The sequence below is a fragment of the Ulvibacter antarcticus genome (assembly GCF_003688405.1).
Lineage (GTDB): Bacteria > Bacteroidota > Bacteroidia > Flavobacteriales > Flavobacteriaceae > Ulvibacter > Ulvibacter antarcticus.
Genome location: NZ_REFC01000013.1, coordinates 444,119 through 465,727, shown reverse-complemented (window position 1 = coordinate 465,727; position 21,609 = coordinate 444,119). Strand labels below are relative to the sequence as shown.

General features: G+C 36.5%; 16 protein-coding genes. 1 reads left to right on the top strand and 15 read right to left on the bottom strand.

All coding sequences use genetic code 11. From position 1 onward, the window contains the following. Positions 1-267 precede the first annotated feature (267 nt). The 4 genes from BXY75_RS10945 to BXY75_RS10930 all read right to left on the bottom strand — a co-directional run bounded on the left by BXY75_RS10945 (position 268) and on the right by BXY75_RS10930 (position 8,103). The gene (locus tag BXY75_RS10945; protein WP_121907789.1) at positions 268-690 is read right to left on the bottom strand and encodes a pirin family protein; all 423 of its coding nucleotides are present in this window, start codon (positions 688-690) and stop codon (positions 268-270) included. Positions 691-1,031: 341 nt separating this feature from the next. Further along, positions 1,032-2,960: an OmpA family protein gene (locus BXY75_RS10940; RefSeq protein ID WP_121907788.1), complete on the bottom strand. Its 1,929-nt coding sequence runs from the start codon at positions 2,958-2,960 to the stop codon at positions 1,032-1,034. 10 nt (positions 2,961-2,970) lie between these two features. Further along, the gene (locus BXY75_RS10935) at positions 2,971-3,903 is read right to left on the bottom strand and encodes a PorP/SprF family type IX secretion system membrane protein (RefSeq protein ID WP_121907787.1); all 933 of its coding nucleotides are present in this window, start codon (positions 3,901-3,903) and stop codon (positions 2,971-2,973) included. Positions 3,904-3,957: 54 nt separating this feature from the next. Then, entirely contained in the window at positions 3,958-8,103 is a 4,146-nt protein-coding gene (locus BXY75_RS10930; protein WP_121907786.1) for an Ig-like domain-containing protein, read from the bottom strand. A gap of 341 nt (positions 8,104-8,444) precedes the next feature. On the opposite strand from BXY75_RS10930, the gene BXY75_RS10925 reads away from it, so the two are divergent. Continuing rightward, positions 8,445-8,999, top strand: coding sequence for a helix-turn-helix domain-containing protein (locus BXY75_RS10925; RefSeq protein ID WP_170152881.1), 555 nt, complete (start codon positions 8,445-8,447; stop codon positions 8,997-8,999). 17 nt (positions 9,000-9,016) lie between these two features. On the opposite strand, the gene BXY75_RS10920 is transcribed toward BXY75_RS10925, so the two are convergent. The 11 genes from BXY75_RS10920 to BXY75_RS10870 form a co-directional block, all read right to left on the bottom strand. Next, a complete protein-coding gene (locus BXY75_RS10920) occupies positions 9,017-10,558 on the bottom strand; it encodes a YifB family Mg chelatase-like AAA ATPase (RefSeq protein WP_121907784.1) in 1,542 nt (513 codons plus the stop codon). 44 nt (positions 10,559-10,602) lie between these two features. Continuing rightward, positions 10,603-11,274, bottom strand: a complete 672-nt coding sequence (locus BXY75_RS10915) for a response regulator transcription factor (RefSeq protein ID WP_121907783.1) — start codon at positions 11,272-11,274, stop codon at positions 10,603-10,605. A gap of 26 nt (positions 11,275-11,300) precedes the next feature. Next, a complete protein-coding gene (locus BXY75_RS10910) occupies positions 11,301-12,098 on the bottom strand; it encodes a sensor histidine kinase (protein ID WP_121907782.1) in 798 nt (265 codons plus the stop codon). Next, positions 12,098-12,742 carry a hypothetical protein gene (locus BXY75_RS10905; protein ID WP_121907781.1) on the bottom strand — a complete coding sequence of 215 codons (645 nt, stop codon included), beginning with the start codon at positions 12,740-12,742 and terminating at the stop codon, positions 12,098-12,100. Before BXY75_RS10905 ends, BXY75_RS10910 begins: the two co-directional genes overlap by 1 nt. 2 nt (positions 12,743-12,744) lie before the next feature. Further along, positions 12,745-13,122 (bottom strand): hypothetical protein, encoded by a 378-nt coding sequence (locus tag BXY75_RS10900; protein WP_121907780.1) that lies wholly within the window; start codon positions 13,120-13,122, stop codon positions 12,745-12,747. Between the two features lie 88 nt (positions 13,123-13,210). After that, positions 13,211-14,767 (bottom strand): glucose-6-phosphate isomerase, encoded by a 1,557-nt coding sequence (gene pgi, locus BXY75_RS10895; protein WP_121907779.1) that lies wholly within the window; start codon positions 14,765-14,767, stop codon positions 13,211-13,213. An 88-nt stretch (positions 14,768-14,855) separates the two neighbouring features. Continuing rightward, positions 14,856-15,740: an N-acetylglucosamine kinase gene (locus tag BXY75_RS10890; RefSeq protein ID WP_121907778.1), complete on the bottom strand. Its 885-nt coding sequence runs from the start codon at positions 15,738-15,740 to the stop codon at positions 14,856-14,858. Positions 15,741-15,742: 2 nt separating this feature from the next. Continuing rightward, positions 15,743-16,741, bottom strand: a complete 999-nt coding sequence (gap, locus tag BXY75_RS10885; RefSeq protein ID WP_211331817.1) for a type I glyceraldehyde-3-phosphate dehydrogenase — start codon at positions 16,739-16,741, stop codon at positions 15,743-15,745. Between the two features lie 47 nt (positions 16,742-16,788). Further along, complete coding sequence (gene pfkA / locus BXY75_RS10880) at positions 16,789-17,775, bottom strand: 6-phosphofructokinase (protein WP_121907776.1); 987 nt, start codon at positions 17,773-17,775, stop codon at positions 16,789-16,791. A gap of 114 nt (positions 17,776-17,889) precedes the next feature. After that, positions 17,890-19,320, bottom strand: coding sequence for an alpha-amylase family glycosyl hydrolase (locus BXY75_RS10875; protein WP_121907775.1), 1,431 nt, complete (start codon positions 19,318-19,320; stop codon positions 17,890-17,892). A gap of 33 nt (positions 19,321-19,353) precedes the next feature. Continuing rightward, entirely contained in the window at positions 19,354-21,609 is a 2,256-nt protein-coding gene (locus BXY75_RS10870; protein ID WP_121907774.1) for an alpha-amylase family glycosyl hydrolase, read from the bottom strand.

Genomic DNA, 21,609 nt, shown 5'->3' with positions numbered 1-21,609 from the left:
GGCGTTGATGAGAATTCTTAAAATAGTGTTAAATCGTATGCTTGTATTTTACCCAAACCACCCGTCCCTATCCAAACTTCGATATTGTATAGCTTCGGAAATGTGGTTGCCTTTAAAAGCAACGAAAGCCGCTTCCGAAGGAAACTCAAAAAAATTGTTGAAATATTTCTATATAGATTATACTTCCAATAAAAAGAATTTACTGGACACTTTGCATTCAATAGAAACGGATTCAATATCCCAAGCCATATATGTGTATTTCGCTAATTAATGTTCCTCGTTTACTATTAACTCTCCTTCTATATTTACAACTACGAAGCCTTTATTTTCATCTTTTAAGATATAGTTCTGAGAATGATTTTCTTTAAAATACCCATGTAACAAATAAAAATCTTGTCCCATACTGGATAACCCTTCTTTATTTCCTTCCGGTGAAACTAAAACTTGCAAGTTATTCTTGGTAGAATTTAACTGTATCACTGTAGTACTAGGTTTCTCATCTTCCTTTTTAGGTGCAAAGCAAAACTGCATGCAGTTAAGCCTTGCTGTACTGCTTAAATTATATTCAAAATGAGATATCACAGATCCGCAACTCATTAGCTGCACGTCTCCAGAATTAAGTATTGATGATTCTCCATTACTATTTTTCTGTACATATACTCCAGATAAAATAATAGTAACGAGCTCCATGTTTAAATATTTGCGAAGTTAAATACCCATGTTTGGTTTTAAATCGCAATCAATAATGTGAAAAAGTTTGTTGAAGGGGTTTCCCTTTGATAGCTTGTGGATTTCCTTATCGTAATTACTGCGAACTGCCACGGGATCTCTGATTCTCGATGATCTATCAGTTGCTCTTAGTAAAAATGTATCCATACGCAAACATTATTCAACTATATAATGCTTTCCAGTTAAACATGATAGTAACACATTTAACAAAATAAAAAGGGGAGGAAATAAACTTAGACGAAAACATTAAAAAAGTCGACGAAATGCAAAAGTTCATTAATAAATTTCATATTTAAATATAACTAACGCTTTAGAATAATAAAATCAGATCTTCTATTCACATCATGGTCTGCATCTGTACATGAAATTTTATCCGCGCACTGATTGAGTAACCTGCTTTCTCCATAACCTAATGCACTTTCAATACGGTTTTCAGAAATACCCTTAGAATAAAGGTACTCACGTGTAGCTTCTGCTCTTTTAGTAGAGAGCGTTAGATTATAACTATCTCTGCCACGAGCATCGGTATGAGACTCAATTTTAATTGTCATTGAAGGAATTTCATTCATCACATCTACTGCTTTATCTAGAACCGATGCTGAACTTGAAAGAATATCCCATTTATCATAATCAAAATAAATACGATCCAATTTAATTTTCTCTACTCCTGTTTCGTCTATTACGATTATATCTTCAATTCTTATCAACTCAAAATCTACATTCGGTATAGCTACGGAATCTTCTTCACCCGTAGTTATCGTATGCGTTTTTTCGATATATTTTTCCTTTTCAGCAGTAATGGCAATTGTAGTATTACAAGGTATTTTTAATTCATAAGTGCCATCTATTGAAGTTTTTATCGTCTGAAGTATTGTGTTGGATGTATCTCTGACAGTTATCATTACATCCTGAAGTTTTTCTCGTGAATGCTTGTCTATTGTTGTTCCTGAGACAAACTGATTACAAGCCAATGGCGTTCGAATGAAATAATAAATATCATCATCACCTTTCCCTCCTTCTCTGTTCGAAGCAAAATAACCTGAGTTTCCATCCTTATTGAAAACAATTGCAAAATCATCGTATGAACTATTTGCAACTTTGCCAAGATTCACGGGCGTTGTAAATTTTGCTTCGGAAAATTCAGAAACAAAAAGATCAATTCCGCCATAACCCAATTGTCCATTGGAAGAAAAGTAAAACTCATTTCCTATTAAATTCGGAAAAAAATCATTTCCTGACGTATTTATTTCGGGTCCTGCATTTTTAGGAGTTGATAACTTTCCATCTTCAAATATTTCAGAGATGTAAATATCTGCTTCTCCAAAACCTCCGGGCATGTCTGAAGCAAAGAATAAATATTTCCCATCGTCACTAACAGATGGGTGTCCTGTAGAATAATCTGCACTACTAAAGTAAACGGATTCTTTTTCAGTAATCTTTCCATCAACAATTTTTCCTTTATAAATACTAAAATTATTATTCTGTCCATCATCTAATACCAATCTGTTTTTCTTTATTGCACTACTCGTGAAATACACAACATCACTATTAGGAACCATGGCTATAGTGGCGTCGTGAAAATTTGAACTTACTTTTTGCGCAAAAAGTTTAGGGTCTTCCAGCTCCCCTGTTTCAGAGCTTTTGGCAGAAAACTGACTTAAATAAGGCTGTTCATTCCACGCATATAATTCTTTCGCGGCTCCTGGGCGAGAAGATGAAAAGATTACCTCTTCACCTGAAATTGTATTTACAAAATCTGAATACTCTGTGTTCACAATAAGGTTGGTGAGTGAAAAGCGAGAGGGCTTATCACTTTTTAAAATCGTATCAAACGCTGCGACCCTATTGTTAAAATCGGTAAGTGCGTCAGAATCTCCTTTCTTTTGAAGGAAGTCTTGGAATATAGAGTTTGCCACTTCATAATCACGAACGCTTCTTAGACTACTTACATATCGAAATATATGAATAGCATCTAACTCATTTTCGTCAGTATTTGCCTTTTTAAAATAAGTAGATGCTTCACGCATATTACTAATAAAGTAGTTGGCATCGGCTGCTTTTAAATAAGTTTCCGAAGAAACCCTTTTTCCTTTTTCAAAATAGATACTGTACAATTCTGCTGCTTCGGTGTAGGCATAACTATCCATGAGTCGTTCTGCTTTTTTGAGTTCTATTTGAGCAAATGATTGAAACGATATCGCTATAAGTGCTGCTAAAAGTAGTTTTTTCATAGTAATTGATTTAAAAATACCTTGGAGAATTAATCCTTCTGTTCCTTTGAGGAAGCGTGTATCGCAATATTAATTCGTGGGTACCCGAATTATAATTTTTGAGATCAGTTAAAGTATAATCGTATGAATACCCCACAAAAACCCCTTTCATGAAACTAAGTCCGGCGAGGCCACTTACCGAATCATCATATCGATAAGAAGCACCAATTGTAAACTTATCCATTATAAGAAAGTTAGCAGAAAAGTCAACAACCAAAGGAAAGCCATGTAGGTACTTTGCTAATAAGGTAGGCTTGAAACGTAGCTCAGGGTTTATCTCAAAAACATATCCGGCGATAAGATAATAATGTATTGATTCTTCTGCGACCGACATTTCTATATCACTATAGTATTTGTTTGAAATAAAATCGGGGATCGAAAATCCTAAATACCAATTGTCAGCATATAAATATGCTCCGGCACCTAAAGTAGTTGATACATTGCCCTGCACATTTTCATTCAATGGATCAGACCCAGGGTTTTGAAACTCCCCTTTAGAAAAATCTACATTGAAAATCTTTGCTCCGGCTTTAATTCCCAATCCTAATTTGAGACGGGCGCTTAATTGAAGTGTATAGGCAAAATTAGCATCTGCATAAAACTCGGAAGCAGGACCAATCTTATCATTTTGTAGGTTCAGACCAACGCCCACTTTTTCATACTTTAATGGGCTATGTAGCGCCAGGTTTTGTGTAACCGGTGCTCCTTCCATACCCATCCATTGATCACGGTATGTAGCTACAGCATCTAGCGTTCCTAAAGAGCCAGTATATCCGGGGTTAATACTCATGGTATTAAAAATATACTGAGTGTATTGTGGATTCTGTTGAGAATAACTTTTTAAGGTTATTAACATAAGTACAATCAGAATTCCAGTACTATTTAATTGAAAATGACGTTTCATATAAGTAGAATTTAGGGGGGTAAACTTGGTGCATATTATTTTCGTCTAGAAAAGTTATTTTACTATGAATAACCATCCTGTCTTTGACTTTTCTCTATCGCCCATTTCAAGGACGTAGAAGTAGGTGTCTGAAGGCAGAATTTCATCTTTTCCTTTCGTGTTATCCACGTTTGCATGACCGCTCCAAGAGTTGTCATAACTATTTTTTTCATAAATTAGACTTCCATATCTATTAAACACCTTCAGACTGTTGTCAGGCCAATTCTCAATACAGTTTATAACAAATTGATCATTGACTCCATCCCCATTCGGAGAGAATTGATTATACACAGTCAAACAAACTGGTATCGTTGCTACTTCGGCAGAATTATTAGAAGTGTCCGAATCAATTGGATCTGAATTTAAGATTGTAGCAATATTCAGATAATCCCCGTTGTCTAAAACTTCAGCAGTAATTGTAAGAATAACTGTATCATTTGGCAGTAGGACATCAATATTCCATACACCTGAAACATGAGAATAATCTCCAACAGATACATTATAATCTATAAAGTCATAGCCGGAAGGAAGTTGTTCCTGAATTTCGAGTGTAGTAAATTCATTAGGACCAGAATTACTCACTTCAATTGTAAAATCTACATTATCGCCTACAATAGGTTCAAGGTCGCTTACCGTTATATCGATGGTAATATCAGCACAAACAATTACAGATTCTACAAATGTAACTATGTCTCCTGAAATACAACTTGAAACAGAATCATATGAAACACTTAACCATGTATCCGTTGTTGTCGTCCAAAAGATTTCGATATAATCATCATTAGGACCTCCACCATTTACGAGATCTCCTCCCACAAAATTCCAGATATAGTTATTATTACCATGTTCTGTGCTGTATATTGTGGAAGTATCCAAACATACATTTCCAGGACCATTAGAAACTAATGTGGCTTCAATCGAAGCATTGATTATCACATTCACAACCAATCGTTCTGAACTCTCACAACCACTAGTATTAGTAGCCGTAGCATAATAAGTCTGACCATCAATTAATAAATCACTATTTGCATAAGGAGTTCCACCAGATGGAGCGTTATACCATACCACATTAGGTCCCGTTGTTTCTAAATTTACTATAGTGGGATTATCCTCAACACAAAATACCTGTACATTGTTTGAGGTGATTGGCGTAGCTGTATCATTGGTAGTAACATTTACGGCCAATCGCACTGAACTCTCACAACCATTAGTATCTGTTGCTGATGCGTAATAAGTCTGACCATCAATCAACGAATCAGTCGATGCGAAAGGTGTTCCTCCAATTGGAGCATCATACCATACCACATTTGGTCCAGTAGTCTGAAGATCAGCTACAGTTGGTTCATCCACTACACAAAATTCCTGATTGGTATTAGTAGTTGTAGGCATTGCAGTATCTTCAATTGTAACATTCACAGCCAAGCGTACTGAACTTTCACAACCACTTACATCTGTAGCCGCTGCATAATAAGTCTGACCATCAATTAACGAATCATAAGGTGCGTAAGGTGTGCCGCTATAGGGAGCATCATACCATACAATATTAGGTCCCGTTGCCTGAAGATCTGCTATTGTAGGTTCATTTATCAAGCAAAACTCCTGGTCGGAATTTGTAGTCGCTGGCGTTGCAGTATTTTTTATTTCTATAATCACTGCTAATCTCACTGAACTTTCACAACCACTTGTATCTGTAGCAGCTGCATAATAAGTCTCGCCATCAATTAACAAATCACCAGTTGCATAGGGTGTACCTCCAGATGGAGCATCATACCATACCACATTAGGCCCCGTAGCCTCAAGATCAGCGACTGTAGGTTCATCTACCACACAAAACTCCTGATCAGTGTTTGTAGTTGTAGGCGTTGCAGTATCTTCAATTGTAACATTCACAGCCAATCGAACTGAACTCTCACAACCACTTGTATCTGTAGCAGCTGCATAATAAGTCTGACTATCAATTAATGAATCGCTAGATGCATATGCCGTTCCATTGGTAGGAGCATCATACCACACAATATTAGGTCCCGTTGCCTCAAGATCAGCAACTGTAGGTTCATCTACCAAACAAAATTCCTGATCGTTATTTGTAGTCGTTGGCGTTGCGGTATCTTTTATTTCTACATTCACTGCTAATCTCACTGAACTTTCACAACCACTTGAATCGGTAGCAGCTGCATAATAATACTGACCATCAATTAATGAATCGCTAGATGCATATGCCGTTCCATTTGTAGGAGCATCATACCACACGATATTAGGTCCAGTTGCCTCAAGATCAGCAACTGTAGGTTCATCCACCAAACAAAAATCCTGGTCGGTATTCGTTGTTGTAGGCGTAGCAGTATCTTCAATTGTAACATTCACAGCCAATCGAACAGAACTTTCACAACCACTAGTATCTGTAGCAGCTGCATAATAAGACTGACCATCAATTAATGAATCGCTAGATACATATGGCGTTCCATTTGTAGGAGCATCATACCACACTATATTAGGTCCAGTTGCCTGAAGATCCGTAATTGTGGGCTCATTTACCAGACAAAACTCCTGATCGGTGTTCGTGGTTGTTGGTGTAGCCGTATCGTTTATTGTTATATTCACTGACAATCGTTCTGAACTCTCACAACCACTAGAATCTGTAGCAGTTGAATAATAGGTTTGACCATCTATTAATGGATCACTCGATGTATATGCCGTTCCATTTGTAGGAGCATCATACCACACGATATTAGGTCCAGTTGCCTGAAGATCTGCAATTGTAGGTTCATTTACCACACAAAATTCCTGATCGGAGTTCGTGGTAGTTGGTGTAGCCGTATTGTTGATGGCGACAGTTATTACCAATCGCATATCACTTTCGCAGCCGTTTAAAAAATGAGCGGCATAATATTCTATTCCATCGACGAGACTAAGATTAGGATCTAGTTGGTTTCCGTCAATTGGAGCATCATACCAAATTATATTTGCTTCATTTACTTGAATATCTGAGATAATAGGATTATCGATTGCACAAAATTCCTGAGTATCATCACCAGTCGTAGGTGTAGGAGGACCTACAACAGATATTTCAAATACGTCTAATGATTGGGCAATATTTACATTTAACAATGATCTAAGACCAATCGTTATTCTATCAAAGGAAACCCCAGGAGCAAAGACAACCGTTGCTTCTTCCCCATTTTGTAGGAGAGTAAGAAGATCCATACTCAGAATGCTATACAAATCTGTTGTGTAGACTTCAGTAGCACCGTTAAAAGCTTTTACATCCACATTGTTTAAAATTCCAAGAGTGACTAGAGTGGGATTTGTTTTCAACGTAATGCTAAATTCTTCTACAGGGCTATATGGCGCCGGAAAGTAAACATTTTGTTCCATAGACGCTAGTACGCCAATAACACCTAAACTTATCTCGGAATACGTTTCCACGTCTTCGTCTATGATATGTTCTGGGTTAGTAACGCCCGCGCCTCCAATATTAATAATATCTAGGGTGATTCCATTACCATCGTAATCTGTAAAAAGAGGATCGATATTACATTGATTGTCTGTAAAGTAAAAAGCATTAAAAACTTCCATACTATTGTAAGTCCCAACTAACAGTGCATCTGTATTATCTTCAATATAAATTCTATCATAATCAAAATCGGGAGTGATCGCGATATAAAAATCGCCTGCTGCATCTTGTACAATTCTAAATTTTCTGTCATAAGGCGGTATATCACAAGAGTATGATAAAACAGTTGCAGGGCCGTTTCTTGCCTCAATATTGAAATAATGATTTCCAAAAATAACGGTTCCAATAACGTCTCCTAATAAGGTTCCTAAACTTCCTCCCAACAAAGCATTCAATAGATCTATATCCATATCAATTTTGACATACGTAGTTGTGTTAGCTGGAATCATTGTGGGAAAGCCTAACTCTAATTCTCCACTATAATTACCTACTCCTACTACTACACCGCCATAGGAGTTGGAAGTGGCAGAAGTATTATCATCCAATAACGCATTATCTGCATTCTCTACATGATTTTGAAATGTTACTGAATTCGCTAGAACCTTAGTCTGCGCATCAATAAATTGTGTCGAAAAAATAAATACAACAAATACTAGAAAGGCATTTGCATTACATAAGTATTCTTTTTGGGGTAGTATACTTTTCATAATAAAAAAAATTAGGTAGGTTACTAATTATTTCTCTTGTCAATAAAGTTTGATTTTAAATACCTCTTCATCAAAGGATGAAAAGCCATCTATTTATAATGGTATTTAAAGTATTCCGGGGAGATTTTGTAAACTGATTTTCAAAATTGAAAAAATAGAATATGTTTAGCTTTTTGAAAACTAAATTGTACTAATCCTTTAATTTTATTTTTAAATCACTAAACAAAGCTAATTCTTTTTTATCGATAAAGTGCTAATTTTATCTATTAAAATCTAATATACAAGATTTTTTCTTAAAAAAATGTTAAATATTTAAAAAAACAAACAATTTAATTGAAAGATTGAAACAGGAGTTGAACATCACGAAGGATAAAGATTTATGTAAAATCCTTGAAATTAAACACAATACATTGTCAACCTGGAAGAAGAGAGACACGGTAGATTTTAGTAAAGTTCTTTTGCTTTGTGAAGAATATAATCTTGATCTAAATTATATTTTTTTTGAAGAAGATCTAAAAACCGAAGATGGTGTATATCCGTCAAATTCTAAAGTAAATTCTACATTTCAAAATTCGCTTCAACCTCTATTTAAGACTAAGCTTGTCAATACAAACCGAAACATTTCCGTATTCGTAAATACCTTTTCAGAAAAAAATAATACAAACGTTACTGAAATTATTATTGGACAACAGATTTCATTAAAAAAGATATTAGAGGATACACTTTACCTTATACCTTGTATAGACGGTGAATTATATCTTGACAAACTCTATATAATCATTAATAGTAGTATTAAAACTAGTTCCTATTCGCTCAAAAATAACAAAGGTGAAATCGGCCTAATTGAAATTGAAAGCATTTGGCTAGTCCTAAATAAAAGTTACTTGATTATTTGACATTCCAGGGCAAATTATCAGCCAAACCACCCATCTCTATCGAGACTTCGATATTGTATAGCTTCGGAAATATGGTTGCCATCGATTACTTCCGAAGCTTCCAAATCTGCTATGGTGCGGGATACTTTTAATATTCGATCGTAGGCTCGTGCCGATAAGTTTAAACGCTCCATCGCTGTCTTCAGAAGAGATAAAGAAGCTTCATCTAATGCGCAATATTTTCTAATTTGCTTTACTCCCATTTGAGCATTGTAATGTATGTTTTCAAACATTACAAACCGATCCGTCTGAAGCTGTCGTGCCTTAGTAACACGTTCACGAATCTCAATGCTGGACTCGCCTTTTCGGGTATCGCTCAACTTTTCAAAAGGAACAGGTGTTACTTCAATATGGATATCAATTCTATCTAATAATGGTCCGGAAACTTTACTTAAATATCGCTGCATTTCAGCAGGCGAAGATGTTACAGGAGCATCGGGATCGTTGAAATAGCCTCCCGGACTAGGATTCATACTCGCAACTAACATAAAACTCGACGGATACGTAACCGTAAATTTCGCTCGGGAAATTGTTACATCCCTGTCCTCCAACGGTTGTCTAAGTACTTCTAAAACACCCCTTTTAAATTCAGGCAGTTCGTCTAAGAAAAGTACGCCATTATGAGCTAAGGAAATTTCACCCGGTTGTGGATAGGTTCCACCACCAACCAAGGCAACATCACTAATAGTATGATGAGGACTTCGGAATGGTCTTGAAGTCATGATCCCGCCTTTATTCATGGTTCTGCCAGCCACGCTGTGAATCTTGGTAGTTTCCAAAGATTCATGCAAACTCATTGGCGGAAGAATACTAGGTAATCGTTTCGCAAGCATCGTTTTTCCCGAACCTGGAGGGCCGATTAGGATAATGTTATGTCCTCCAGCTGCTGCGATTTCCATGCAGCGTTTTATGGACTCCTGCCCTTTCACATCGGCAAAATCGAATTCCGGATTAGCGAGGTGCTCATAGAATTCTGCTTTCATATCAACGATTGTTTCTTCCAATTCAATTCCTTCAGAAAAGAAATCGATTACCTGTTTTATAGAATCTATTCCGAAGACAGCCAATCCTTCGACAATAGCAGCTTCTTTTGCGTTTTGCTTCGGAAGAATAAATCCTTTAAATCCTTCTTCTTTAGCCTTAATTGCAATAGGTAACGCGCCTCGTATTGGCTGAAGAGTTCCATCCAATGACAATTCCCCCATTATGATGTATTCTTCCAATGGATGACGAGCATCGAGCTGCCCTGTAGCAACGAGAATCCCCATGGCTAAGGTAAGATCGTAAGCAGAACCTTCCTTCCGAAGATCGGCGGGAGACATATTTAAGATTAGTTTTTTACCGGGGATTCTAAAACCGTTATTTTGAAGTGCGGCGGCAATTCTAAAATTGCTTTCTTTTATGGCAATATCGGGTAATCCTACAAGGTGATATCCAATTCCGATATCTACATTAACTTCGACGGTGATGGTAGTGGCTTCTACACCAAAAACGGCACTCCCATATACTTTTGTAAGCATAAATTAGTTCAATGTGGGAGTCGATGTACGTAAAGATAGGTATTCTAATCGATTATTATTGGTGGAATGAGATCATTGTTGATGGCATAGATTACCAAGCCTGCGATATTTCTCACCTGAGTTTTTTCAAGGAGGTTCTTGCGGTGTACTTCCACAGTTCGCGGGCTAATAAAAAGCTTTTCGGCTATTTCATGTGTTGTGTATTGTTTACATATATATTCTAACACTTCTAATTCTCTTGGCGTTAAAAAATGTTGATCGAATACCGATTTGTCTTCTACACGATTTTTTGAAGAGTTTGCATCATTCAAAATATCCATAACGTGTTTATCGTAATAAAAACCTTTAAAAAAGACCTGTTTAATTGTGTGGATTACCTTGCTAGGCGATGAGTTTTTTACCAAATATGCACTCGCACCCACGTCGATCATGTTTCTAATAAATGCCTTTGTATTATAGGTAGTTAGCGCAATGATACCTACTTCAGGATATGCTTGAGAAATTATCTTGGTAGCTTCAACGCCATTGAGTTCCGGCATCTTAATGTCTGTAATAATCAAATCGGGTAATGGGTCGCAACCTGCAAGAAAATCGAGTAGTTCTTTGCCATTGGAAGCTTCGTACATTACATTTATATCTTCATCGCGCGATAGGATATGTACCATTCCTACCCGAAACAATTCTTCATCATCTGCTATAACTAGATTTATAGTCATTTAATTAGTTGAATTTATCAATTTATTTATTTCGTGACATTTACCATCACTTCAATTCCATTTCCCGGGCTACTTTTTATAGAAAGCACTCCATTTAATATTACAGCTCTGTTCTCCATACCGCTTAGTCCTAAACCTTTCGCTTTTTTTGCTTCGGAAAGGTCAAAGCCTTTTCCATTGTCACTATAAAGTAAAGATACTGTGTTTTCTTTACTTTCAACATTAAGTGTTATAATTGTAGGAATAGCATACTTGATGGAATTACTAAACAGCTCCTGTACTATTCTAAAAAGATGAAGCTCTTGCACTTCAGAAAGATCTTTTTCATTATAATTTAAACTTCTTTCTACTTTAAATGCTCCCGATTCACCTGCTTCATCACAAAGTTCATCCAGTGCTTCGGCCAGACCAAATTTTTCTAAGGTAGGTGGTAATAAATCATGTGCAATTTGCCGGGAACTTTCTAAAACCGTTGTAGTTACTTTTAGAATACTAGTTCCAAATTTATGGACATCATCCATAGAAATATCTCCTTCGGTTAGGAAATTAGCATTCAACGATACAATGTTCAATTTAGAGCTAATGGCATCATGCAGATCCTGTGCTATACGTTTCCTCTCAGCTTCCTGTGTGATTAAGGTAGATTGAATAACCTCCTTTTGATGTTCAATTTGCATATTAGCTTTCTCAAGTTCGGTCTTTACAATTTTTTTCCTGGAAAAATAGAAAAAAGCAACGATTGCTACTGCCATTAAGACCATAACAACTAGTACCATAAATATCAAATTCTGAATTTGATTTTCACTTTGAAGAATATCTTCCATTAATCAATCGGCTTTTTTACAATAAAATAGTTACGAAACCATTCGGTCATTATTAATATCTGAAAAATAAAGAAAAAAATATTATTTGCCCTTCCCAACATCGTGACTGTACTTCTCGGAAAGTCCAAATTAAAGACTAAATTTCCTGAAGCAAAGATTAATATACTGGACAAAAGGTAAAAGAACACACCTACATTCACAATTAAAAATTCTCCTTTACTAGACAAACGTCTGTAGAAATACAGTAGCGTATATAACACTATGATAGATTGAGAAACAGTGACTCCCAGAGGATTATAGCGATAATACATTTGTGGATCATTAATGTATTGCATACCAAAAAATAGCAATGCGATTCCTGTAACTACATAAATCCAGCGATAGCCCAGCAAAGTTTTATAAAAAAATGATAAAGTGAGAAACTGAAAAATAAAGTAATAAATAAACAAAAATAAGTTTGAATCCAGTTTCAAAACCCTATTTGATAGATATAATAAAAACTGAACAATCGCAATTCCCACCAAATAAACGGTGAAAATTTTAAAGGCCTTGCTGTTTTTTGCAAAGCCTTTGATATAAAGTATTGGATAGAACCATGATAAATACACGACTATATCTGAAAGTAACTTAAAAAAGTTGTCCATTCTTAATTTAACGGACTTAATGGATCGGATCCCGGAGGAACTGGCTCAGTAAAGTCGTAAATAAGTCCCGTGCCGTTATAACCGGTAATCATGTCCTTGTACACCGTAGAACCTGGCGATGAAGGAGGCGTTGTTGCAACTAAAACTAACTTTTCTTTTTGCGTAGTTGGATTTACACCGAGGTATGCTCTAACAAATTGATTGCCTGTCTGACTATTCATTTCATCCAATAAATCCTGAAGATCGGAAGCTGGAATTAAAAAACCTTTACATTCGTTATACTTATTGTAAGTAGATTCTTCACCTCTCCATTCGTCCACGTAGGATTGCGCCGTCGATAATGAAATGGAATTTTGTGTGGAATCATCTAGTTTTCCCATAATTTTTTGGTTTAATTTGGTTAAAACATAAAAGTAGAAAAACCTAAGTACTTATACTAAAAAGTAAAGAAATAAATAAAAACGATTTCTATTTTAATCGTTTCAGTAGATTATTAGTAGATGGATTTTTAGTCGATCCATCGGATTGTATTGCGTGTAAAGTATTTTTTGCAATGTTTTTACCTAGCTCAACACCCCATTGATCAAAACTGTAAATATTGAATATAATACCTTTAACAAATAATTTATGCTCATACATCGCTAATAAGCTCCCCAAATTACGTGGCGTTAACTTTTTTATTAACAAGGTATTAGATGGCTTATTTCCTTCAAATTTTTTGTAATTATTTTCTTCGGAAGTAGCTGTATTCCCTTCCATTAAAGCTTCCGATTGTGCGAGGCAGTTTGCTGCGAGTTTCTCCTGATGCTCCTTTTGACCATAACATGATTCAGAAAACAAAATAAAATCAATGGGAACCAATCTTGTACCTTGATGCAACAATTGAAAAAATGCGTGCTGAGAATTAGTCCCGGTACTACCCCAAACAATGCTTCCTGTATTGTATGAAACTTTCTCTCCGTTTCTATCGGTACTCTTACCATTACTTTCCATGAAAGCCTGCTGTAAATAAGATACTAACTTAGTAAGGTATTGAGAATATGGAATTACCGCTTCCGTTTCCGAAGCGAAAAAATTTGAATACCAAATAGATACTAATGCTAATACTACGGGAATATTTTCTGAAAATTCCGTCTTTTCAAAATGTTGATCCATTTCATGTGCCCCTTTCAACATGGCTTCATAATTGGAATATCCAACCGCACAACAGCTCGACAAGCCTACTGCGCTCCAAAGTGAAAAACGACCTCCAACCCAATCCCACATAGGGAAGATATTCTCGGAAGCAATTCCGAAGTTCTTCACGGCCTCAATATTCGTAGAAACGGCAACAAAATGACTACCAATGGCTTTTTCTTCTGCTTTCTCTAAAAACCAACTTCTCGTGGTATTGGCATTCGTCAATGTTTCCTGAGTGGTAAATGTCTTTGAAACAATAATAAAAAGAGTGGTTTCTCTATCCAACGTCATTAATACTTCCATAACGTGATCTCCATCTACGTTCGAAATATATTTTACATCCAAATGGTTTTTATAAAACTTTAAGGATTCCGTCACCATGTCAGGACCCAGATCGCTCCCCCCAATTCCAATATTGACAATAGTCTTAATAGGTTTTCCTGTATATCCCTTCCAATTTCCACTAATAATCTCTTCGGAAAAAGCCTTCATCTTCTGAAGTGTTTCCTTAACCTCAGGTTTCATATCATTGAAATCACGAAGTGCAGTGTGAAGTACAGCTCTATCTTCCGTCTCATTAATTCGTGCTCCCGAAAATTGTTGCTGAATGGCTTCTTTTAATCCAGCTTCTTTAGCTAATTCTACTAAAAGTTTTATGGTTTCTGAAGTGATCCTATTCTTAGAATAATCTAAATAGAAATCCTGCCAGTCTATTGAAAACTTGTTAGCTCTTTCGGGTTCTTCCGAAAAAACATTCTGCATTTTCAAATTTTCTACTTCCTTGAAATGAGCTTGAAGCTTTTTCCATGCTTGAGTAGTAGTGGGATTTATGGCTGGTAATGACATTTCATATTATTTATGAACATAGCATTCGCTAGACTCGATTAATTTACTTTTTTCAGAATTAAATATACCCTTATCAATTTCGAATAGATTATTCCGGTTTCAATCTATTCGCTTTATAGTACGCGATTAGTCCGTCGATAGGTCGACGAATAATATTACCTAGTTCCAAATGATATGGTTTCATGCAATCACGAATAATATCTTCACTAAAGTAGGCGATAGAACCAATAAAGTGAATGGGAACATGTTGAGCCTCTTTATAACAAAGAATACGATATTCTATAAATTTAAGGATTCCCTCACTAATCAATTTATAAAAGTAACCATTAATATCTCCGGCAGCATTAGGCCTTTCTTCCCCAGGGTTGAAAATAAACTCTGCAAACGAAGCTAAATACATATTAGGGTTCGGTCTTTTGTAGAGATTCAGTTTAATCTCATCGGGATCGAGATTAAAGCGTTTTTCAAATTCGGTTGCTAATACTGACGGCATTTTTTTATAAAAATAATCCCTAAGCAGCCGTTTTCCGAAGTAATTTCCACTGGCTTCATCCATCAATGTATAACCCAGAGATGCGACATTTGAAAAAACTTCCTTCCCATCAAAATAAGAACTATTTGACCCTGTTCCTAAGATACACACTATTCCCGGTTCTGTAGTAGCGGCATATACAGCTGCAACGGTGTCTTCGTTTACCGTAACCTTCGCGTTTACAAATAATTCAGAAAGAATGGTAAGTAAAATAGCGGCAGGCGTTTTGGTACCACAACCCGCCCCATAAAAATCCAAAGTAATTTCCTTATTAAAAAGTGAAGGCAAATCCGAATTGGATTGAATTCGCTCAATTAATGATTCTTCCGGAACGACAGCCGGATTAAGGCCTTCCGTACGTGTTTTTAGTACTACCTCTCCTTTAGCATCCAGTAAAATCCAATCACATTTTGTAGAACCACCATCTGTTATTAAAATCATCTCTATTTTGTTGCTACAAGGACAGCAAGATCCACTAATTTAGAGGAATAGCCATACTCATTATCATACCACGCTATTAACTTAAAGAAATTATCATTGAGAGCAATACCGGCCTCTGCATCAAATGTACAGGTATGTGGATCACTTACAAAATCCTGAGATACTACCTGTGCTTCAGTGTAGTTTACTATTCCTTTGTATGCACCTTCTGAAGCTTTTTTGAATAGCTTTTTAATATCGTCATAACTTGCAGCTTTTTTAGTTCTTACAGTGAGATCTACTACAGATACATCTGCAGTAGGGACACGAAATGCCATGCCAGTAAGTTTACCTTTCAATGAAGGTATTACCTTGGTAACCGCTACTGCCGCTCCTGTTGAAGCAGGAATAATATTTAACAAAGCACTTCTCCCAGCTCTAAAATCTTTACGTGAAGGTCCGTCTACAGTAAGTTGAGTCGCTGTAGTTGCGTGAACGGTTGTCATAAGTCCTTCTACAATTTCGTATTCATCATCTATTATTTTTGCCAAGGGCCCAAGACAATTGGTCGTACAAGACGCATTTGAAACTATGTTGTCACTTGCTTTCAAATCTTTATCATTCACTCCCAAAACAAACATGGGGGCATCTTTGGAAGGCGCAGAAATAACTACTTTCTTGGCACCCGCTTTTAAGTGTGCACCAGCGGAATCTAAAGTGGTAAAAATACCGGTACAATCTAATATTATATCTGCATTTACTTTATCCCACTTCAAGTCTTCCGGATTTCTTTCGGCTGTTACTCGTATTGTTCTCCCATCTACAACCAGATTTCCATTTTTAACTTCTACTGTTCCTTGATATTTACCATGAACAGAATCATAATTTAACAAATACGCCAGATGTTCTACATCGAGTAAATCATTAACAGCTACAACTTCTATATTTTCATGTTTTGAAGCAATTCTGAAAGCTATTCTTCCAATTCGTCCAAAACCATTAATTCCAATTTTAATACTCATAATCTATTTTTTCAATTTATTAATAAAACGAAGTCTGCTACTATCTTTTAAACAGAAGTGATATCTGCAACTCTAATTAACTCCATATCCAATTTATTTTCTCCTTTTATTGCTTCGGAAAAAGATACCGAAACCATTTTACTGTGTACAATGCCAATCATGACATCACGTTCGTTGGCCAATAATGCATCAATGGCTGCAACTCCCATTCGACTCGCCAAAACACGATCGTAACAACTTGGCGAACCACCACGTTGAATATGCCCTAATACCGACACCCGCACTTCATAACCTTCCAGATTTTCCTCAATGTATTTTGCTAGTCCGAAGATGTTTTTTCCTATTTGATCTCCTTCAGAAACAACAATAATACTGCTCGTCTTTCCCGAAAGTTTACTTCGTCTTAAAGATTCTATAAGTCTGTCTTGTCCTAAATTCTGTTCAGGAATTAAAATTTCCTCTGCCCCTGCTCCTATTCCTGCATTTAATGCAATATCGCCAGCGTCTCTTCCCATTACTTCAACAAGAAATAAACGATTATGGGAATTTGCAGTATCTCTAATTTTATCGATCGCTTCAATAACGGTATTTAATGCCGTATCGTAACCAATTGTATAATCGGTCCCATTAATATCATTGTCTATTGTTCCCGGGATTCCTATAATTGGAAAATTATGTTCTTCATTAAAAACAATAGCCCCTTTAAAAGTTCCGTCTCCGCCAATTGCAATTAATGCATCTATCTTTTCTTTTTTAAGATGGTCGTATGCTTTTTGGCGTCCCTCGGCCGTCATAAATTCTTTAGATCGTGCCGATTTTAAGAAAGTTCCTCCCCTGTTGATAATGTTCTTTACCGATCGGGCATCCAAATCCTTGAAATCACCTTCAATTAGTCCCTGATATCCTCTAAAGATTCCGACGCACTCTAAATTATGATATGCACAAGATCGAACAACTGCACGAATTGCAGCATTCATTCCGGGAGCATCTCCCCCGCTGGTTAACACTCCAACTTTTTTTATTTTACTAGTCATTACTGTAAATATAGAGTCTTAAATCTTTATGCGCAATGACTTTAAGTTACGATAACGTTTTCGGTTGATAAAAAGAATAAAAAAAACCTCTTATAGAGGTTTTAGTGTTATTTGTTACTTAATCAAAATTAAATATTGCCAGGGTTCAAGGTTATGTTGCTCATCTGGAACAAAACTTACATTTTCATCACTCATTGCATTCTTGAAATCACCAGTAATAGGCACAGTGAACCTAACCGAATCTTTACTTAAATTGGCTATGTATATCAATTCCTTCCCTCCTTTATCTCTTCGGAAAGCCAATATTTTCGAATCTTTAGAGGTTGAAATTCGTTGGTAGCTTGCTTTATTCTTAGCGCCATTAAGAGCTGGATTATGGTTTTTTAAACTTCCTAGTTTATCAAGAACAGGCCAGAATTTTCCTTTGGTATGAGGAATCTCATCTTTTTCGAAAAACAATAATCTATGATCCAGATCGTATTCTTGTCCGCTATAGATCAAAGGCATTCCGGGTAGCGAGTAAATCAAAGCCGTCATTGCTTCTGAAGCATCTCCCATACGTTCTTTTAAAGTCCCGTTCCATGAATTCTCATCGTGATTGGTAACGAAATTCATCAGGATATCCGATTGCTCATAGACACTATCCATTTTTACCATATAAGCATCAAGATCTAAAACGGTCTTTTTGCCCTGAGCTATTTCGTTCATCACATGATGTCCTTCCCATGCGTAAGCCATATCAAAAAGAGTATCACCTTTTAATAATTCTGGTTCCCAAGCTTCGGCTAGCATAAAGATATCCTTTTCAGCGCGTAATTTCGGAATGGAATACTCCCAAAATGCAACTGGAACCGAGCCGGCAACATCACATCTAAAACCATCAACGCCTTCTTCGGTAATCCAATACTTCATTTCAACGATCATTTCTTCCCACAACGCTTTATTGTCGTAATTTAAATCGGCAACATCTGCCCAGCCTACTGGAGTTCCGTCTTCGTTCAATGGATCTGTAATTTCACCGTCAGCATTTTTTGTGTAAAAATCGGGATGATCTTTTAACCAAACATGATCCCATCCAGTATGATTAGGAACCCAATCCAGAATCACATACATATCATTATTATGAGCCTCAACAATGAGTTCCTGAAAATCCTCTTTGGTTCCAAACTCCGGATTTACCTTAGTAAAATCTGAGACTGCATAATAACTACCGAGCATTCTATCACGAGTAGCTTCATCTTCAATTAAGCTTGCAAAATCACCACCTGTTGCTTTCCGCTTGGTTTCAGAAATAGGAAAAACCGGCATTAACCAGATTACTTTCACTCCCAGCTCTTTTAATTGAGGTATGTCTTTTGTAAACGCATCGAAAGTCCCTTCCGAAGAATACTGACGAATATTAGCCTCATATATTACAGCACTTTCCAATACGTCATCGGTTATTGTCTTAACAACCGGAACTTCCGCTACTGCATCTTTAGTATTCTTTTCTTTGCACGAGGTAACTATAACAACGAGCAAACAGATCAGGAAAATTTTCTTCATATGTAATTTATTTATCTAAATTAATAGGTGTTTCTACTGTTTCACTAACTTATAATTGTTGGGAGCAACCGTGATACCTTCAAAAGTGATGGCTTCTGTTCCTTTGTTAAAAATCACGGTTTCGGTATCGTTAAAATAATGTCTTCTAATCACCATAGCAGTAGCATTTGCCTGCAACACTTCTGTACTTCCATATTGTAGCGCCATCGAATTTCTTCTGGCATGAATAAGTGCTTCCACCTGTGCTTTGAGCTGCTTTTCATGAGCATCCAAATCATCAAATTTCATCATTTTGCGATTGTCGGGATCGTTGGCTCCAATGCTTCCATATTCATCACCATAATATATACACGGAATTCCCGGAGTGGTCAAGTTGAAAGCCTGCAACATCGCTAATTTATTATATGCTGTGGTGTCGCTCATTTTAATTTCGCGCGTCCAACCAGCTTTTTTGGCATCTTCATCAAAACGAACATCCCCCGAAGCATAACTGATAAAACGAGCTCGATCCTGATTTCCGGAAATATTCCCCATTAAATGATGGCTTCCATAATAATCTAAACCTTGTTTTAAAGTGGTCGCCAAACGATCGAAAGAAGCTGCGGTCGCAAAGGCATTAACTTCGGTATCGTATAGGTTGAAATCAAATTGCGCCTGTAACATCCCTGTGTTGATGTAACTTCTAATTAACTCCGGACTGCCATAGGTCTCACCGATCTGGAAAATCGGTCGGTCGGTACGTTCTTTTACTTTTTTGGTTAGTGTTCTCCAAAACTCAAGCTGAATGTGTTTGGTTGCATCATGGCGAAATCCATCCAAATCGTAATGCGTAACCCAATACGCCGCCGAATCTGTCATTTTTTCTACTACTTCCGGTTTGCTAAAATCTAAGGTAGGCATGAACGTATCGAACCAAGTAGTTAACCGATGATCATCCCATCTTTCGGTATTAAGGCTGCCGTCTGGTAAATATAACTGTGTCGCCCAATCAGGATGTTGTTTATAGAGTGGGTGTTCTTTATGAACGTGATTTGCGACATAATCCAAAATCACATTCATCCCGTTGTCATGGGCTTTTGCAATTAGTTCCTTAAAAATCGCCTCACTTCCGAAGCGATAATCAATTTTGGTATTACTTATAGGCCAATATCCGTGATAACCCGAAAATTTGGTAAGGGGTTCCGGCCATAATCCATAAGCGCCTTCCGGATTCTGAGTAATAGGCGATAACCAAATTGTATTAATCCCTAATTCTTTGAAATATCCATCGTTTATTTTGTCTAAAACGCCCTGTAAATCCCCTCCATAATAATTGGCTTTAGGAAGAATACTATCATTTACTACTTTCTTAGTATTTGATGCGTCTCCGTCTTTAAAACGATCTACCATTAAAAAATACATCACCTGTGTTTGAAAATCGGTTCTGACTAATTGCGATGCGTTAGTAATGATCTTTCCTTCTGAAAGGGGTATTAATACATCATTACTTCGGCCAAATTCATTCGCTGCATAGACCCGAATATGTGATCTTTTTGAGTTGTTCTTCGGAAGCTTAATCGAAATCACATCATTCTGATTAGTGATGTTTTCTGAAGCGATACGTTGATTATCAGAATAAGCAACAATAGATAATACCGGATTACTAGTAGTTAGTGTAAATCCTTCTTCTGAAATATTTTGAGTTTTCAGAAAAGGAATTTTTTCTTCGTTTGTAGCAATAGAAAGCAAAGAGTTTGTGCCTCCCATTCCATTACTAATGCTATTCGAATTCGTTGGGTCCTTCATTTCGATCCCATCACCTACCAGAATGTATTGATGTTCTCCTGGAGTGACAACATTGGTATAAACCCATTGATTATCCTTCAATTCGAACGGTTGTAATTGCCAATTTGTAAATTCCCCTTTCAATTGTAATTCTGAAAAATCACCCAAAGATTTAGGCACCTTAATTTCAAAGCTCTTTTTTGTACTTTTAAAAATAGGAATGTCATTTGCAATACCAGATGTCCATATTCTAAGGTTGGTAACCAAAGGCGTTTCAGGATTCATTTTATAACGTAGGAGTGCATTATTTTCGATTAAAGCTGCTTCAAAATCTGTCCCGGAAGCAATGGAATCAATTACAGTTGTATCTGTAAAATAATCTGTTAGAACGATCTCCCCTTCATCTTCGTCCAGGTAAATTGGTGTTGCAGTTCCATTTATGATTGATTTCTCTGCTGTTTGCCCTTCAGATTGTTTACAGGCAATGAGCAATACAAGTGCTAGTATGGAATATAAAAATTTCAT

What these genes read in the sequence shown, in the direction of transcription:
- BXY75_RS10915 (WP_121907783.1), bottom strand. Translation starts at nt 11,274, where the DNA reads ATGACTATAAATCTAGTTATAGCAGATGATGAAGAATTGTTTCGGGTA.
- BXY75_RS10920 (WP_121907784.1), bottom strand. Translation starts at nt 10,558, where the DNA reads ATGCTTACAAAAGTATATGGGAGTGCCGTTTTTGGTGTAGAAGCCACT.
- gap (WP_211331817.1), bottom strand. Translation starts at nt 16,741, where the DNA reads ATGAGTATTAAAATTGGAATTAATGGTTTTGGACGAATTGGAAGAATA.
- pgi (WP_121907779.1), bottom strand. Translation starts at nt 14,767, where the DNA reads ATGTCATTACCAGCCATAAATCCCACTACTACTCAAGCATGGAAAAAG.
- BXY75_RS10945 (WP_121907789.1), bottom strand. Translation starts at nt 690, where the DNA reads ATGGAGCTCGTTACTATTATTTTATCTGGAGTATATGTACAGAAAAAT.
- BXY75_RS10875 (WP_121907775.1), bottom strand. Translation starts at nt 19,320, where the DNA reads ATGAAGAAAATTTTCCTGATCTGTTTGCTCGTTGTTATAGTTACCTCG.
- BXY75_RS10910 (WP_121907782.1), bottom strand. Translation starts at nt 12,098, where the DNA reads ATGGAAGATATTCTTCAAAGTGAAAATCAAATTCAGAATTTGATATTT.
- pfkA (WP_121907776.1), bottom strand. Translation starts at nt 17,775, where the DNA reads ATGACTAGTAAAATAAAAAAAGTTGGAGTGTTAACCAGCGGGGGAGAT.
- BXY75_RS10935 (WP_121907787.1), bottom strand. Translation starts at nt 3,903, where the DNA reads ATGAAACGTCATTTTCAATTAAATAGTACTGGAATTCTGATTGTACTT.
- BXY75_RS10905 (WP_121907781.1), bottom strand. Translation starts at nt 12,742, where the DNA reads ATGGACAACTTTTTTAAGTTACTTTCAGATATAGTCGTGTATTTATCA.
- BXY75_RS10930 (WP_121907786.1), bottom strand. Translation starts at nt 8,103, where the DNA reads ATGAAAAGTATACTACCCCAAAAAGAATACTTATGTAATGCAAATGCC.
- BXY75_RS10890 (WP_121907778.1), bottom strand. Translation starts at nt 15,740, where the DNA reads ATGATTTTAATAACAGATGGTGGTTCTACAAAATGTGATTGGATTTTA.
- BXY75_RS10900 (WP_121907780.1), bottom strand. Translation starts at nt 13,122, where the DNA reads ATGGGAAAACTAGATGATTCCACACAAAATTCCATTTCATTATCGACG.
- BXY75_RS10870 (WP_121907774.1), bottom strand. Translation starts at nt 21,609, where the DNA reads ATGAAATTTTTATATTCCATACTAGCACTTGTATTGCTCATTGCCTGT.
- BXY75_RS10940 (WP_121907788.1), bottom strand. Translation starts at nt 2,960, where the DNA reads ATGAAAAAACTACTTTTAGCAGCACTTATAGCGATATCGTTTCAATCA.